Source organism: Pantoea sp. CS_6, assembly GCF_041954745.1.
Lineage (GTDB): Bacteria > Pseudomonadota > Gammaproteobacteria > Enterobacterales > Enterobacteriaceae > Pantoea > Pantoea stewartii.
The window spans coordinates 358,021-373,101 of sequence record NZ_JAVAYG010000003.1; the positions used below are offsets into that span (position 1 = coordinate 358,021).

Annotated in this window: 14 protein-coding genes; 4 read left to right on the forward strand and 10 right to left on the reverse strand. The window is 54.9% G+C overall.

Translation table 11 applies throughout. The annotated features are described in order from the left end of the window. Nucleotides 1-49: 49 nt before the first annotated feature. On the reverse strand, nucleotides 50-1,366 hold the full coding sequence (gntT, locus tag RAC90_RS06950) for a gluconate transporter (protein ID WP_039342906.1): 1,317 nt from the start codon (nucleotides 1,364-1,366) through the stop codon (nucleotides 50-52). Nucleotides 1,367-1,656: 290 nt separating this feature from the next. Here gntT and RAC90_RS06955 point away from each other — a divergent pair, with 290 nt between their 5' ends. Next, nucleotides 1,657-2,805, forward strand: coding sequence for an iron-containing alcohol dehydrogenase (locus RAC90_RS06955; protein WP_375124145.1), 1,149 nt, complete (start codon nucleotides 1,657-1,659; stop codon nucleotides 2,803-2,805). 37 nt (nucleotides 2,806-2,842) lie between these two features. Here RAC90_RS06955 and RAC90_RS06960 read toward each other — a convergent pair whose 3' ends face one another. From RAC90_RS06960 to RAC90_RS06975, 4 genes are all read right to left on the reverse strand, one after another. Beyond that, nucleotides 2,843-3,688 carry a Cof-type HAD-IIB family hydrolase gene (locus tag RAC90_RS06960; protein ID WP_375124146.1) on the reverse strand — a complete coding sequence of 282 codons (846 nt, stop codon included), beginning with the start codon at nucleotides 3,686-3,688 and terminating at the stop codon, nucleotides 2,843-2,845. A gap of 107 nt (nucleotides 3,689-3,795) precedes the next feature. Beyond that, entirely contained in the window at nucleotides 3,796-4,227 is a 432-nt protein-coding gene (locus tag RAC90_RS06965) for an RcnB family protein (protein WP_033737446.1), read from the reverse strand. 380 nt (nucleotides 4,228-4,607) lie between these two features. Next, complete coding sequence (locus RAC90_RS06970) at nucleotides 4,608-5,702, reverse strand: ABC transporter substrate-binding protein (RefSeq protein WP_039342958.1); 1,095 nt, start codon at nucleotides 5,700-5,702, stop codon at nucleotides 4,608-4,610. 159 nt (nucleotides 5,703-5,861) lie between these two features. Continuing rightward, complete coding sequence (locus RAC90_RS06975; protein ID WP_375124147.1) at nucleotides 5,862-7,145, reverse strand: HAAAP family serine/threonine permease; 1,284 nt, start codon at nucleotides 7,143-7,145, stop codon at nucleotides 5,862-5,864. Nucleotides 7,146-7,539: 394 nt separating this feature from the next. On the opposite strand from RAC90_RS06975, the gene RAC90_RS06980 reads away from it, so the two are divergent. Beyond that, entirely contained in the window at nucleotides 7,540-8,733 is a 1,194-nt protein-coding gene (locus tag RAC90_RS06980) for a zinc-dependent alcohol dehydrogenase (protein ID WP_054634334.1), read from the forward strand. 33 nt (nucleotides 8,734-8,766) lie between these two features. On the opposite strand, the gene RAC90_RS06985 is transcribed toward RAC90_RS06980, so the two are convergent. After that, nucleotides 8,767-10,029 (reverse strand): phosphatase PAP2 family protein, encoded by a 1,263-nt coding sequence (locus RAC90_RS06985; protein ID WP_283787554.1) that lies wholly within the window; start codon nucleotides 10,027-10,029, stop codon nucleotides 8,767-8,769. Between the two features lie 376 nt (nucleotides 10,030-10,405). On the opposite strand from RAC90_RS06985, the gene RAC90_RS06990 reads away from it, so the two are divergent. Beyond that, nucleotides 10,406-11,599, forward strand: a complete 1,194-nt coding sequence (locus RAC90_RS06990) for an AI-2E family transporter (RefSeq protein WP_054634336.1) — start codon at nucleotides 10,406-10,408, stop codon at nucleotides 11,597-11,599. A 48-nt stretch (nucleotides 11,600-11,647) separates the two neighbouring features. Here RAC90_RS06990 and RAC90_RS06995 read toward each other — a convergent pair whose 3' ends face one another. From RAC90_RS06995 to RAC90_RS07005, 3 genes are all read right to left on the reverse strand, one after another. Further along, nucleotides 11,648-11,965: a hypothetical protein gene (locus RAC90_RS06995; RefSeq protein ID WP_033737439.1), complete on the reverse strand. Its 318-nt coding sequence runs from the start codon at nucleotides 11,963-11,965 to the stop codon at nucleotides 11,648-11,650. A 140-nt stretch (nucleotides 11,966-12,105) separates the two neighbouring features. Then, complete coding sequence (locus RAC90_RS07000) at nucleotides 12,106-12,525, reverse strand: DUF4186 domain-containing protein (protein ID WP_039342914.1); 420 nt, start codon at nucleotides 12,523-12,525, stop codon at nucleotides 12,106-12,108. Nucleotides 12,526-12,546: 21 nt separating this feature from the next. Further along, nucleotides 12,547-12,819: a cupin domain-containing protein gene (locus tag RAC90_RS07005; protein WP_033737438.1), complete on the reverse strand. Its 273-nt coding sequence runs from the start codon at nucleotides 12,817-12,819 to the stop codon at nucleotides 12,547-12,549. Between the two features lie 160 nt (nucleotides 12,820-12,979). On the opposite strand from RAC90_RS07005, the gene RAC90_RS07010 reads away from it, so the two are divergent. Further along, entirely contained in the window at nucleotides 12,980-13,882 is a 903-nt protein-coding gene (locus tag RAC90_RS07010) for a lipid kinase (protein WP_054634337.1), read from the forward strand. Here RAC90_RS07010 and RAC90_RS07015 read toward each other — a convergent pair. After that, nucleotides 13,879-14,604, reverse strand: coding sequence for a YoaK family protein (locus tag RAC90_RS07015; RefSeq protein WP_054634338.1), 726 nt, complete (start codon nucleotides 14,602-14,604; stop codon nucleotides 13,879-13,881). The two genes, RAC90_RS07010 and RAC90_RS07015, sit on opposite strands and share 4 nt — an antisense overlap. Between the last annotated feature and the right edge of the window lie 477 nt (nucleotides 14,605-15,081).

The window sequence follows — 15,081 nt, forward strand, 5'->3', positions numbered from 1 at the left end:
TTTGGGCCGCCCGTTCTGTGCGGCCCTTTTGTTTTCTACACTCTGATTTCTATACCACGTAAGAGAGCAACAAACAGCCCACCAGCCCACACACCGAAATAATGGTTTCCAGCGCAGACCAGGAGCGAAGCGTCTCGCCTATCGTCAGGTTAAAATACTCTTTAAATAACCAGAACCCCGGATCGTTAACGTGTGAAAAAATCACACTGCCCGAGCCCACCGCAATGACCATCAGTTCAGGGCTGGCACCGCTGGTCGCAATCAGTGGTGCCACAATGCCGCCTGCCGTAATGGCCGCAACGGTAGCGGATCCGAGTGCAATACGTAACACAGCAGCGATTGACCATGCCATGAAGAGAGGCGACAGATTAGTTGCATGCATCATACCGGCGATGTATTTATCCACGCCGCTGTCCACCAGGACCTGTTTAAAGGCACCGCCGCCGCCAATGATGAGCAGCATCATGGCGATAATCTTGATGGAGTCGCTCAGGGTATCCATGACCTGTTCCATACTGCGACCACGATTCAGACCGAAGGTGAAGATAGCAATCAGCACAGCAATCAGTGTCGCCATGATGGGATCGCCAAAGAACTCAGCATAAGGGAGCAAGGCATGCCCTTTAGGCAGAACCATTTCGGCCACCGCGCGCAGCGCCATCAGTATTACAGGCACAAGCGATGTCCAGACGCTGACCCCAAAGCCCGGCATTTCCGCTTCCGTGAAAGTTTTGGGGTTGTACAGGCCTTCCGGAATCGGTTTATCAATGCCTTTCAGGAAACGGGCATAAACCGGCCCCGCAAGAATCACCGTTGGAATGCCCAGTAAGGTGCCAAACAGCAGCGTTTTCCCCATATCTGCGTTGAACAGCGTCGCAATGGCGGTCGGGCCCGGATGGGGAGGCAGAAAACCGTGGGTTACGGACAGTGCCGCGGCCATCGGCACGCCCACAAACAGCAGCGGGACACGTGCTGATGCGGCGACGCTAAACACCAGCGGCAGCATTAAGACAAAACCGACCTCATAAAACAACGCAAACCCCACGATGAAGCCGGTCAGCACGAGCGCCCACTGAATATGCCGCGTGCCAAACTTCGCAATCAACGTGGTGGCAATACGCTGCGCACCGCCGCAGTCGGCCAGCAGTTTACCGAGCATCGCGCCAAAACCCATAATCAGCGCCAGACCGCCCAGCGTGCCGCCCACGCCATTTTTAATTGAAATAATCACTTTGTTGACCGGCATGCCCTGCATCACGCCCACCGCCAGCGCAACCAGAATCAACGCGATAAAACCATTAAGTTTAAAGCGAATCATCAGCAGTAACAGTAATGCCACGCCAATCGCCACATAGAGTAATGGCATAATTTTTCTCCACCTGATGCCCTGAATGATGTCAGTGCCGCTTGGTTATCGTGGTCCCGGAGGACGCTTAAAATCAGGGAAATGTCGTGACATTTATGTTTTGACACACCCTGTTACCGATAACATGTTAAGGGTAACATCCCGACTCGCGCATCACCCCGCCAGGGATGAATTTACGTTTTGCGAAGGTGATCAACTTTTTAACCGACCGCTATTAGAAAGTTTCTTGAGGCCTGACGTTGGGTTTTCGTTACACTCAAAGCTTAGCGAAGAGACAAAAGGATGCGCGGGTGAGTGACAATCTGAGTGAGCTGTACAGCAATCAACATACCCTTTTTGGCCGGGGAAGCCTCAGCAAGCTGATTCCTCTGCTGGCTGCCCAACCCCAGGCCACTCTGCTCTTTTGCGGCCGGTCATTTTTGCAGGGGGAAGCTTATGCACGTATCAAAACCACCCTGAACGATCATATTGTGGGTTATGAAATTGTCAGCCATGAGGCTTCCCCGGCGGATATTGATGGCTGGGTCACCCGCTGGCGAGGGCATGTTGATCGGGTCGTCGCGATAGGCGGCGGAAGCGTACTGGATGCGGCTAAAGCCTTTAGCGCCATGATTCAGCATCCACTCTCCACGGCACGTTATCTGGAAAAAGTCGGCGATACGGCGGTCAACCCGGTTACCCTTCCCCTCATCGCCGTTCCGACCACGGCGGGCACCGGCAGCGAAGTTACCCAAAACGCGGTGGTGACCGACCAGCAGGATATCCAGATCAAAGCGTCGCTGCGTCATCCGGTATTTGTGCCGCAGGTCGCCATCCTGGATCCCGACTTACTCAAAGGCGCCCCCGATACTGTGCTGGCGACCTGCGGGATCGATGCCTTCACACATCTGTTTGAAGCCTACCTGTCTGGCAAGGGCAACCACTTTACCCGTCAGATGGCCTTGAGTGGGCTGCGTCAGTTTATCCAGGCCTGGCCGGCCTTGAACCAGTTGGATGAAACAGGCGATCGGGCGCGTGAGGCGATGATGATGGCTTCCTGGCTGGGCGGTGTCAGCCTGAGCACTGCCGGTCTGGGCGTGATTCACGGTATTGCGGGCGAGCTGGGGGCGATAAAGCCTTTCCATCATGGCGAAGTCTGCGGCAGGCTGTTATTCACGTTTCTGGACCATCTGGCCGTGAGCCAGCATCCTGAACAACGTCAGTTGATGGCCGACATGCATCAGCAGCTGTTTGGCACGCACACGGACTCTCCGGCACGTGACCTGAAAGCCTGGCTGCAACGTACCGCGATTACCGCATTCTGGCTGGATGGCCCGACGCTGAGCGAAGCGGACGTGGCCTGGATTCTGGTCCGCGCGAACAGTAAAAACAGTCTGATCAGCTACAGTAAAGATGAGATGCACGACATGCTTGTTCGTGCCTGGGCCGTCACCGCGTAGCCCACGGGCGGGCGTTTTGCCCGCCCGCATCAGGCCACTACCTCTGCTGCGCTGCCGCTGTATTGAACGGCGCTTCCCCTGCCAGCATCTGTTCAATCACCTGCAGGACACCTTCCTCATTGTTTCCGGGAGCCAAAAAACGCGCCGTTTGCTTTACCCGTTGCGGCGCATTGCGCATGGCGAAGCTGTACCCGGACTGCTGGAGCATTTCCAGATCGTTACCGCCATCACCAAAGGCCAGCACCTGATCGTGGGAAATGTCCCAGCGCTGTGCCAGCAGGTTCAGGCCATTGGCTTTATGCTGACCGGACACGATTAAATCTACCGAGCCGTGACCGCTGGATGTGGCTGCTGCCGATCCTGCGTGCAGGCGACCAATATCCGCCATTAAAGGCTCAACGTAATCGTCTGACAGATTCAGCGCAAATTTCAGTATCCGATCGTCAGCCACCTCATCAAGCGTACGTATTGGCTTAAGCCGGTGACAGTAGTGACGCATCTTCACCAGCCACGTTTCATCCATTCCCTTAAAATAATAGGCGCTGTTTCGTCCACAAAGCAGATAACGCAGGTCGGGATAGTGTCCGTTTTTCAACGTATCGAGCACGGCATCAATGTCGCTGCGTGAGAACGCGCCACAGAACAGCTCTTCATCCCTGTCGATAATCAGTGCGCCATTTTCAGCGACGAACGCGATCTCGCTGGCGATCTCAGGAAAAAACGACCGCAGTTGGTGGTATTGATTGCCACTGGCGACCACAAACCTGATGTTTCGCTGGCTGAGCTGGTGGTAACAGGCAAGAAAACGGGCGCGGTTGTACTGCTTTTTGTCATCCAGAAAGGTGCCGTCCATATCAACGGCAACCATTTTTACCGTGGTCATCAGAACTCCTTAGCAGGGAAACGTTCAGGATTGACTGTCAGAATAGCCTGATAATGCAGCGCATGTGGCATAAAAAAGGGATGGCATCTGCCATCCCTGTATGGTGATCAATGAAACGCGTTGTTGAGGATGAGTGAGGTGATAATGCCGGTGGCCGCTGCAATCAGCACATAGTTACCATCGATATCCGCCCAGTGCTGCCCTTCCGGTGGCTCTCTCAACCCGCGCTCACGCCAGTCATCGATCCGGTATCTGTCGCCGCAATATTCCCGTGGAACGGGTCGGCCGCGCCGGAATTCATGCCCTTCCCACGCAAACCGATCGTGGTCGTAGTCACGACGCGCATCAGGCGGTGGCGGTCCACCCGGTCCCGGCGGTCCTTCGCGTCGCAGGCCCGGCGGGCCGAAACCATCAGGACCGCGTCCCGGATGATGCCATGGGCCACCAGGACCACCGGGGCCATCCGCCAGTCCCGGCAGGCTGTACAGGGTGCTGTATGCTAAAAGGACACTCACTAAAACTGATTTTATTTTTTTCATGGTACTGCCTCCAGTGTAACGGCGACGACGCGCCGTTATGACTACTATCGGCATGAGGCGTCACAATAAGTATCGCCAAAACTCTTAAAAGTCAGCAGATGAAAGCGCCGTGTCTCAGGACGCGCTGAACGACGCCGCAGGTGGAAGAACAACAGGGTGACAGCAGAGACTCACGCGTAATCAGGCGAGCAGGGTCAGCCCGACCATGATGTTAAACGGCACGAAAGCGCGTCAGCCAGAGGCGCGCGGTCATCGGCAACGTAACGGAATCCTTTCCGATAAGCGGATCAGCCTCAACCGCAGCGCGTTATGCAGGCTGACTCAACACATAATTCAGCCTGCACGCGGCGGTCAACAGGTTCGCGCCTCAGGGAAAGGTATCAGGGATAACTCAGCATGACGGGCGCATCCGGTAATTTAGTAAACTGGCGGATAATGTTGTGGTAATCCGCGGTAGGATCCAGGTCACTAAACTGCTTTGGATAAAGATCTTTTGCCAGAATTTCCATACCAATAATGTTGTAGGGATGGTTATAAAAGTGGTGATAAATCCCGTAGGTCTTTCCCTGTTTCACCGGCTCAATCTGCGCCAGCCCTGTGCGTTTTAGTAATGTGGTAAAAGTGGTGGCGACATCCTGTTTATTCGCCCCGTAGCCCAGCGGCAACACGTTGCTGTTGGACCGTTTCGAGCCGGTCATAATGTAAACGTCCGGCTTCATGGCGATGATCTTCTCCAGCGACACAAAACCGGCATTACCGGGCAGCAGTGACGAGCCAATATTTTTGCCGCCGACCGCCTCAACCAGCCCGCCCCAGCCGCTGTGAGCGTGGGTAAAACAGCAGCTGTCGCTGTTACCGGCGATAGGTTCAATAAAGACGGTAGGCTTGTTTTTGACCTGATCGATTTTCGTTTGCAGCGCATGCCAGCGCTGTTGATAAAAATCTGTATAGGCTTTCGCCTCCGCTTCACGGTTCAGCACGCTGCCCAGCAACGTTATCCCTGGCACCGTGTTTTGCTTAGGATGCAGTTCGTCATCGACAAACACGACCGGGATATTCAGGCTTTTCAGCGTGGTCAGTACGCCAGATTGCATCAGCGCCGGTTTGGCACGCAGTTGCGCAATCATCAGATCCGGCTTCTGCGCCAGCACGCTTTCAAGGTTTACCTGTCCCTGATCGTTGAATCCCATATCCACAATACTGGCAGCCTGCGGCCAGGTTTTCTCCAGCAGCGCCCACGTTTGCGTGTCCTGCTTTTTGGGCAGATTGTTCCAGGCCACGACGCGTTTGAACGGATTATCACGATCCAGCAACGCCAGCGCCATAATGTCGCGCCCGTCCTGCAAAATGATGTGCCGGGGCTCTTTCTGCAGCGTGATACGCTGGCCATCCATGTCGGTGACGGTGACAGGATACGTCGTTGCCGAACAGACGGTTGAGGCCAACAATGTTGCTGCAAAAATACCGAATTTCATGTTTAGTAACCCTGTTAAGGAATAAGAATTATTCTCGTTAACTTTAACATGCAAATTCGTAAAAAATTTAAAACTTTTTTTAACGAATACGTCTGAAGCCGTGAACGGAGGATCGCTGTCCGGCAGAAACACAGGGCGGCGTTGCCAGCCGCCCGTCAGTCACGCCTGCAAAAGCGAATAGAAAATAGCGGAAATGGCAATCAGCCCACTGGCCACCACAAAGACATTACTGAGCTTGCCGCTGTATTGGCGCATGGCAGGAACACGATGAATAGCGTACATCGGCATTAAAAAAAGAATGACCGCAATCACCGGGCCGCCCAGGGTTTCAATCATGCTCAGAATATTGGGATCGAGCGTCGCCACCAGCCAGGTCGTCAGCAGCATAAAGCCTGCCGTCAGGCGATTCAGCCGCTGAGGCGCAATCGTCTTGCCCTGGCTACGCAGCGCTTTGTTAACGATGCCGTTAAACCCTTCGCGTGCCCCTAAGTAGTGCCCGAGAAAGGATTTAGCGATTGCGACCATGGCGATTACCGGCCCCGTCCAGGCGATCAGCGGCGCATTAAAATGGTTCGCCAGATAGGACAATATCGTAATGTTCTGAGCTTTCGCTGACCGCAGGTCATCAGGGGACAGGCTCAGCACACAGCTGAACACAAAGAACATGACGGTCAGCACCATTAACAGGTGCGCACAGGCCAGAATCCGTGAGCATTTTTGCTCAGCCTGGGCGCCGTATTCCTGACGTTTGGCAACCGCAAATGATGAGATAATCGGCGAGTGATTAAAAGAAAAGACCATCACCGGCAGGGCCAGCCACAACGTGCTCCACAGGTTGCCACCGCCGCTGTGCAACGTTTGTAGTGCGGCGCCGTGCCAGTGAGGAATCAGGCAGACGGCCATCAACATCAGCACCGCGACGAAGGGATATACCAGCACGCTCATCGCCTTGACAATCATGGTCTGGCCGAAGCGCACCACCGTCATCATGCCGACAATTAACAGCAGCGCCAGCAAGGCACGCGGGGGCGCAGTCAACCCAAGTTGATTGACCATCAGGCTTTCGACCGTATTCGTCATCGCCACGCTGTACATCAGCAAAATGGGGTAGATAGCAAAGAAATAGAGCAGCGTGATCAACCTGCCTGCGCCAGCCCCAAAATGCTCCTCCACCACATCCGTGATGTCGCCCGCCGGATGACTGCCTGACAGCACGAAACGCGTTAAGGCGCGATGGGCAAAAAATGTCAGCGGAAAAGCCAGCAGCGCCATAATTATCAGCGGCAACAGACCGCCCATCCCCGCATTGATGGGCAGAAACAGGACGCCTGCGCCGATTGCGGTGCCGTACAGCCCCAGCATCCAGACGGTATCCGTTTTACGCCAGCCCGTTTCTTCTGTAATGCGGGCAGATTCCAGGGGGCGGGTGTGCGAGGTTTTCATTAGCTTTTCCAGAGTATGCATCAGCCGCAAAGGCGGCCAGTTGCGGGTAAAAGTGTGGCCGTTCTCAGAGGGAACAGGTAAACGCGGGCGACAGGAATGCCTCAGGCTGCCGCTGCGTAATCGATTGCGCGTGCGTTTTTTTACACTATCTGACGACCTGAGTTCAAGTAATGCGTCATACCGTGCAGATTCCGGGCGGGTTATGCGCATCATCCCCTACAGAAAAGGCTTTACAGGCCGTGGTTGATTCATGGTTTCACCCCACCGCTCTGCTTACCCGTTTTTCCCTCACTACACTTCAAGCACCCTTACAAATTTTGGCGACGACTGTTGTCGGGCTGGTATCGCCGACCGCGCCGTTGCTGTCCTTCACCGGTTTACAGGAGTCAACTACATGAAAGCCTTAACCTGGCATGGTCCGCATAAAGTCAGCGTTGATAATGTTGCCGATCCCGGTCTGGAAGCGGCCGATGATATTATTCTTCGCGTTACCGCCACGGCTATTTGTGGCTCAGATCTGCACCTGTACCGGGGAAAAATCCCGGGTACGGATCATGGCGACATTTTTGGCCACGAGTTCATGGGCGAAGTGGTGGAAGCAGGTCGCGCAGTGACCGCCGTGGCAAAAGGTGATCGGGTAGTGATTCCGTTTGTGATTGCCTGCGGCGACTGCTTTTTTTGTCATCTGCATCAGTACGCCGCGTGCGAAAACACCAACAGCGGAAGAGGCGCGATCTTAAACCGCAAAAAAATTACGCCACCCGCGGCCCTGTTTGGCTACAGCAAACTGTACGGCGGTATCCCCGGCGGTCAGGCGGAATATGTCCGTGTACCCAAAGCGAATACCGGTCCGTTTAAAGTGCCTGCAACGCTCCCGGACGAGAAAGTGCTGTTTCTGTCTGATATCCTGCCGACCGCCTGGCAGGCGGTCAAAAACGCTGAAATCAAGCCGGGTTCAAGCGTCGCGATCTTTGGTGCAGGCCCCGTCGGCTTACTCAGCGCCGCCTGCGCCCGCCTGGAGGGCGCAGAACAGATCTATATGATCGATCATAATGACTACCGGCTGGACTTTGCCCGGGAACGTTATGGTGTGATCCCGATTAATTTCGATAAAACTGACGATCCCGCCGCCTGGATCATTGAGCACAGTGCGGGCCATCGCGGCGTGGATGCGGTCATTGACGCCGTTGGTTTTGAAGCCAAGGGCAGCCTGACAGAAACGGTATTAACTAACCTGAAACTGGAAGGCAGCAGCGGGAAAGCGTTACGTCAGTGTATTGCGGCCGTTCGCCGGGGCGGGATTGTCAGCGTGCCCGGTGTGTACGCCGGCTTTATTCACGGCTTCCTGTTCGGCGATGCGTTTGACAAGGGCCTGACCTTCAAAATGGGCCAGACGCATGTTCATGCTTATCTGCCCGACCTGCTCAGCCTCATCGAAAAAGGGCATTTAACCCCGGAAGAGATTGTGACGCACCATATGCCACTGGAGGATGCGGCACGGGGCTATGCCATCTTTGAAAAACGGGAAGAAGCGTGCCGAAAAGTAATTCTGGTGCCGGGCATGACGCCAACCCAGGCGACGCTGTAGCAAACACGGGCGGGGTTTCCCGCCCGTTACAGGTTAACGGTGCTTCGCCTGGGCGTAGGCCGCATCTAAATCCAGCCGCTGCCAGAATGCCTGATCCGCGCCCGGCCCACCCAGTGGGTAACCGGCGGGTAACGCGCTTTTCACCATCAGCGCACGGCGCTGCTTCGCCGACAGTTGAGGCAAGGCAGTTTCCAGCAACACCTCTGCGCCGTCGGGAACCGTTAACCTGGCCTTATTGCCTGCCACCTTCGGCAGGTTATAGCTCATGGTGAAACGGTAAAACGGCTTCATGCTGCCAGTGCCATAGGGATCATCCTGTCCTGCGGGTTTTGCGCACACCGCTAATGTGGTACCACACTCTTTTTCCAGCGCACTGCGTAGTTGCTGGCGAGCCTCTGCGAATAATGTCCGGTAAGCAGCATCATTCAGATAATGTGCGACGTTATATTGGGCCACCATGCGCGATCCCATCACGTCCAGCGGATAATGTACGCCCAGAACCAGACGCGAATACCCGTAACGCGCGCCCCGTTGCAGCAACGCATCAAAACGTTCCGGGATCATCTCAGCCAGCAATAACGCATCGGTGTAGCCGGTATTGGTATGTCCGCTGGGAAAAGACCCCCCATCGGCCGTATAAGGCTGGTTATCTTTGATCACCGTGTCATCCGGCACCAGATGAATCGTATTGCCTTTGTGCAGGAAAGGACGTGGATAGTCGAAGTGTTTTTTTGCCGCGCTGGTGCTGACTTCACTGGCTTTTATCAGCGCGGCAGCTTTACTCAGCTCCCCTTTTTCATAGGCCGCAAGAAAAGCTTTACCTAAGCGCGGTCCCAGGGCATCGGCAAGGAAATACAGATAGCTAATCCCTTCGGCGTCCGCCAGCGCCTGACGGCGTTCGCCCTGCGTGGCATTAAGATTAATTGATGTCACTGTGGCCCGGTTAGCGTTCATCACGTTATCCGGCAGCGTACTGAATCCCGATAACAGCGCAATGCCCGCCTGTTGCAGGGGTTGGGTCTGGAAATTGTAGCCACTGGCTTTCAGCCAGCGATAGTCGGCGAGTTTGTCACTTTGTTTCGCCTGTTTTAGCTGGTCACGGCTGAGCGTAGGTGCACCGTTCTGGATGGCCGTGCGCTCTGCCGCCAGCGCCTGCAGTTCAAGCGCATTGAATACCGGACTGGATGAGCCCTGAGACGTTTTGTTCGCCAGCGCACTGGCTTCAGACAACGGGATTGCCTGCGCCTGTTGCGTCACGAACAGCGCCGCCGCAATCAGGGTAATGTGCATTTTCATTATTATTCCTTTTTTCTCTGACCTTGCCGGTTGTCACGCTAGCATTGCTGTATGACAGTTTTATTTCGCAAGCCTGGGCCGCGCGTCAGCCGTCAGTGGCAGGCTTATCTCAGAAATCTGTCGCGCTGCGCCAGCAAAACCGCCCGAACCCGCTACGCTAAGGTAGGCATCGTTCGCGGCCGCGGCCGGGGGCGCGACATGGCCTGTCTCTCGTCGGTTGTCTGCGACTGAAGAATGCGCTGGCGAAAGCAGCGTGAGGAGAAAATAAAAACAGAATTGATCGTTGATTCCCGATGCCACATTCATACACTTTCGGGTGGCCAATGCCCGCATCGGCATACGTGCTTATCAAGGGATGTTTACATGAGGTTATCCTATGCGCTTTAAAGGACTTACTATCGGGTTTTTCCTGCTGATACTGGCCATCGCGACGGTGGCTTTTTTCGAGGTATTAGCGCCCTACTTCTCGCCGATTCTCTGGGCTGCCGTGCTGGCCGTGATCTTCCATCCGCTGAAAACGTATTTGCGAGGCAAGCTGGGCGATCGTAACGGGCTTGCCGCCCTGCTGACGCTGTTGTGCATCTGTCTGATCGTCTTTACGCCTTTAGCGATTATTGCGTCATCGCTGGTGGTCGAAGTGAATACGGTCTACCACAAGCTGCAAACCAACTCGGCCCAGTTCCCGGTCGTTTTCGCCGATCTGCTGCAACATCTGCCAGGCTGGGCCAAACATTACCTTGCAGAAAACAACCTGGACAATGCTACGCAGATTCAGCAAAAGCTGTCGGCCTTTGCCCTCAAAGGCGGCCAGTACCTGGCCGGTAGCGCCTTTATCATCGGTAAGGGGACATTCAGCTTCACCGTCGGCTTCGGCATCATGCTCTATCTGCTGTTCTTCCTGTTGAAAGATGGATCGTACCTGGTCCATCTGATTCTGGAAGCGCTGCCGCTGTCTACCTATGTAAAACACCATCTGTTTAAGAAGTTTGCCGCCGTGTCGCGCGCGACGGTAAAAGGCACGGTCGTGGTCGGTGTGGTACAGGGGATTTTAGGTGGGCTCGCCTTCTGGATTACCGATATTGATGGCAGCCTGCTCTGGGGAGCCTTGATGGGTTTCCTGTCGCTTATTCCTGCCGTCGGCTCCGCTATTATCTGGGTGCCCGCTGCGATTTTCTTCTTCGCAACCGGGGCGTTGTGGAAGGGGCTGTTTCTTGTGGGCTTCTTTGTGGTCATCGTCGGGCTGGTGGATAACATCCTGCGCCCACTGCTGGTCGGCAAAGACACCAAAATGCCTGATTACCTGATCCTGATCGCCACCCTGGGCGGAATGGAAATCTACGGCATCAACGGTTTCGTCATCGGCCCGGTGATTGCTGCCCTGTTCATTGCCTGCTGGAATTTACTGTCCGGACGCGATAACCGCGAAAACATCGAAGAAATCGATGAAGAGTTTATCGAAGAGGGGAAAAAACAGTCTGATACGGCGCAGCAGGATGCCGCAGAAGCAGAGGCGGCAAAGGCCGAAGCCTTACAGGCTAAGACCGTTCCGGCCGGCCCCGAACAGAAATAGGGAATAAAAAAACCCACCAGCGGTGGGTTTTTTCTACACAAAAGCGGCTTAATTGGTCGCTTTGTTTTTCAGGTCTTCGGCGCCCTGCTTGGTTTTATCCCAGCCTTTCTCGGTGCCTTCTTTGGTTTTGTGCCAGCCTTTCTGCGCACCTTCAGAGATTTTGCTTGAGGTGGCGTTGCTCTTACCTTCCGCTGCATGCTCAGACTTCAGCTTCAGCTCCTGGCCTTTATGCTGCGTCTGATGCAGTTTTTCTTTAGCGGTATCTGCGCCTTTATGCGCTTCAGCGACAGTTTCATCCGTTGTGGTAGCAGCGAAAACTGGCGAGGCCAGTAAAACAGCAGACAGTGCAATAATTGCTTTCTTCATCGTAATTCCCTCTTGTGTGAAATTTGTCGTCTTGCGTAATTATCCTGGCACAGGAGACCAAAGAACGATTTAAGAATAGACCTGAAATGAAATATAGCGAACCTGACTGGTTAAAAGGACACCAGAGGTATAATCGTTGCCTATAACAAATCGAGTTGCTGAGGCGACGGGTCCGGTGCCGCAGGCTTGCGAACGCGACGTGGAGGAGGGGGTTGCTGCATAGCCTGGTGAATCCAGTCCATGATCACGGCTACCACATAAGCCTGCTGGTTATCAGTCAGCGTCTGATGTTGCGCAATACCGTGCCACTTTGCCAGGCATCCGCGACAGCAGGTCGCCGTCGCATGCTGAGCAATAAAGACCGGATGACCGCGCATCGGCGTTTGCTTGCCGTCATTCACCGGATGGGCGGCGGACAGACGCTGGTGGATAAACCCGGCGGCGTGCTGTTGCACCCCGGCCTGCCCTTTCGCAAGACAGTAATCGTATTCTTTACGACCCAGACGAAAACGCTGGCGAAAAGGCGAGCGCGACAGACGCGCAAACAGGTCCTCAAACATTGTTCTTCTCTGTCTTAACGATCACGACAACTTTCTTCCTGCCAGATAACGTACGCCCTGCGCGCCAAACGTCTCGCGGTGCGGTTGCCCGGCCTGCAAATGAAAAATGTCTCCTACCTGGTAGGTACGGACACCGTCTTCGGTAAACAGGGTGATATCCCCTTCAAGAATCAGCGCCATCGCCTCAAAAGGATGATCGTGCTGGTCCAGTTCACTGTGGGCTTCACGTTCAACAATGACCGGTTCTGCAAAGCCTTTCTCAGCCAGCAGCGTTCTGAATTGATGTTCTGTCATCGGCATCCTCGTCTGTCATTGGGTTTACTGGCAGTGTAGTCACTCGCGTGCTTTTCTGCCGTTACGTAAAGTAGCGCAAGCAAGGTTGTAACAGAGAATCCCGCATGTGTACTTTCTGCTAATCGTCTCGTTAACACGTCATCTCTTAAACGGATTAAGCATGCCGCACAGGGTAAAGACTGCGCTGTTATTGATCAATCAACGTTCACGCAAGGGCCGCATTGATGCCGCCCGCGCCACAGAACTGCTGCAGCAGGCGGGCATTGATCTAATCCTGCCCGCCCCGGGCGATCAACGTAATTACCCCGATCTTATTTCTGCTTACGCCGGCCAAATCGATTGGGTGATTGTGGGCGGCGGCGACGGCACGCTCAATGCGGCAGCGCCGGGACTGATGCGCACCGGGCTGCCGCTGGGGATTCTTCCGCTGGGCACCGCCAATGATTTTGCGCGAACACTGGGGATTCCAACACAACTGGAACAGGCGGTCAGTGTCATTTGCCAGGGCCATACGCGCTCTGTGGATCTCGGTGAGGTCAATGGTCACCTGTTTCTCAACGTCTCCAGTATTGGTTTCTCGGCTGAGCTGGCTCGTAATCTTACGGCACAGGCGAAAAAGCGCTGGGGCGTGCTGGGTTATGCCTTTGCCGCGTTGCGCATTCTGCGGCAAAGTCGGCCTTTCCGCGCCACGCTGATTCATGGCGGCAAGGCAACCGCCATTAAAACCGTGCAGGTGTCGGTTGGCAATGGGCGCTTTTATGGTGGCGGAATGACCGTACAGCAAAGCGCCGCGCCTGACGATGGCTTGCTGGACGTCTACAGCCTCGAAATCAAACGCAGCTGGCAACTGCTGTTGCTGTTTCCTTCGCTGCGACGCGGCACTCATGGCCGCTGGCGCAATGTCCGCACGTTCAGCACGACCGCCCTGACACTGCAAACGCGTCGGCCACACTTTATTAATGCAGATGGTGAGATCATCGGGCAAACGCCAGCCCATTTCCGCCTGCTTAATGATGCGTTGAGGGTGCTGGCTCCCGCCCCCTCCGGCAGGGAAAAACCTTAAGGGCTTACAGGTAGTGCGGGGCGTTTGCGCATAGCGCTCAGCGCCAGGATGACCAGCCCCAGCCCAATCAGCACCAGGAAGTAGTAATTGAGTAAATGCCAGAGCCCGATGCCGGCGATCCCGCCCGCCAGGAAAGAGAGGATCGTGTAGGTATGCAGCCGCAGGCGCTCAACATACAGCGGCGCGTCTTTTGGCGACGCCTTACGTCGAAGCACATCAAACAGCATCGCCAGCTCAATTCCAATGTCGGTGGAGGTCCCGGAGACATGTGTCGTTCTGACGCGCGCATTGGAGATGCGGGTCACCACCGCATTTTGCAGGCCCATCAAAAAACTCAGGCTCAGAATCAACAGCGCGCCGGACGACGCCAGCGTGTAATGGGCTTCGGTTATGCCCAGCGCCACCAGCGCCGCACCTTCCAGCAGAATATTCACAGCGTAGATTGTGCGAATCTGCCGTCGGCGTCCGGCATTAATAATCAGCGTCGATACCATCGCGCCAAAAATAAACATGCAGACAATCAGCAGGAAAAAGATGCCCTGATGCACATTGGCTTTGGCCAGATAATCCGACAGTGAGGATACGTTGCCTGTCATATTGGCCGAGAAGAAACCGACTATCTCAAAGGCAGCCGTGTTTAACGCGCCGGCGACAGCGGCAAGCGTGCAGGCAAGACGGCTGTCCGCGATATGCGTCCGTTCGGTTTCCGTGCTGATCAACATAATGTTCACTCAGATACGATGCGATTGGCTCTATCATTCGCTGAGTTCGTTAAGGAAACAAGCGCTAATTCAGCGACGTAGACCTCCGTCTGCCTGACTGTGTTTCACGAGAGGGTAGAAGCTATTACTGTGTCATTCGGCGCGAAGCCGGATGGCCTTTTCGGCTGGCGTGGCCTGTCTCCCTCTGTTCTGCTACTTACCGCCATAGAGAGACTGTTTCGACAACAATGCCGCACCTTATCAGGCTGTGTTCGCGTCTGTTGTGTTGGCCTCTGCTGCCCCGCTTCATGCTGTTCATAGCAACAGCATCAGGGCACATCGTCAGGAGAGCATATTTTATCTCGTCAGATCCGAACGCCGCGATAAAACCCCTCGCTAAAACAGTAATTGCCTCACTTTTCACCCAGTTGCACCCTACTCTGTGGCAGATCAAGGTACCACGCTGCGCAACGCTTCATGCTTTACGCTTTGTCCACC

Coding starts and splice junctions, on each gene's coding strand:
- gntT (WP_039342906.1), bottom strand. CDS start 1,366: ATGCCATTACTCTATGTGGCGATTGGCGTGGCATTACTGTTACTGCTG.
- RAC90_RS06960 (WP_375124146.1), bottom strand. CDS start 3,688: ATGACCACGGTAAAAATGGTTGCCGTTGATATGGACGGCACCTTTCTG.
- RAC90_RS06965 (WP_033737446.1), bottom strand. CDS start 4,227: ATGAAAAAAATAAAATCAGTTTTAGTGAGTGTCCTTTTAGCATACAGC.
- RAC90_RS06970 (WP_039342958.1), bottom strand. CDS start 5,702: ATGAAATTCGGTATTTTTGCAGCAACATTGTTGGCCTCAACCGTCTGT.
- RAC90_RS06975 (WP_375124147.1), bottom strand. CDS start 7,145: ATGAAAACCTCGCACACCCGCCCCCTGGAATCTGCCCGCATTACAGAA.
- RAC90_RS06980 (WP_054634334.1), top strand. CDS start 7,540: ATGAAAGCCTTAACCTGGCATGGTCCGCATAAAGTCAGCGTTGATAAT.
- RAC90_RS06985 (WP_283787554.1), bottom strand. CDS start 10,029: ATGAAAATGCACATTACCCTGATTGCGGCGGCGCTGTTCGTGACGCAA.
- RAC90_RS06990 (WP_054634336.1), top strand. CDS start 10,406: ATGCGCTTTAAAGGACTTACTATCGGGTTTTTCCTGCTGATACTGGCC.
- RAC90_RS06995 (WP_033737439.1), bottom strand. CDS start 11,965: ATGAAGAAAGCAATTATTGCACTGTCTGCTGTTTTACTGGCCTCGCCA.
- RAC90_RS07000 (WP_039342914.1), bottom strand. CDS start 12,525: ATGTTTGAGGACCTGTTTGCGCGTCTGTCGCGCTCGCCTTTTCGCCAG.
- RAC90_RS07005 (WP_033737438.1), bottom strand. CDS start 12,819: ATGACAGAACATCAATTCAGAACGCTGCTGGCTGAGAAAGGCTTTGCA.
- RAC90_RS07010 (WP_054634337.1), top strand. CDS start 12,980: ATGCCGCACAGGGTAAAGACTGCGCTGTTATTGATCAATCAACGTTCA.
- RAC90_RS07015 (WP_054634338.1), bottom strand. CDS start 14,604: ATGTTGATCAGCACGGAAACCGAACGGACGCATATCGCGGACAGCCGT.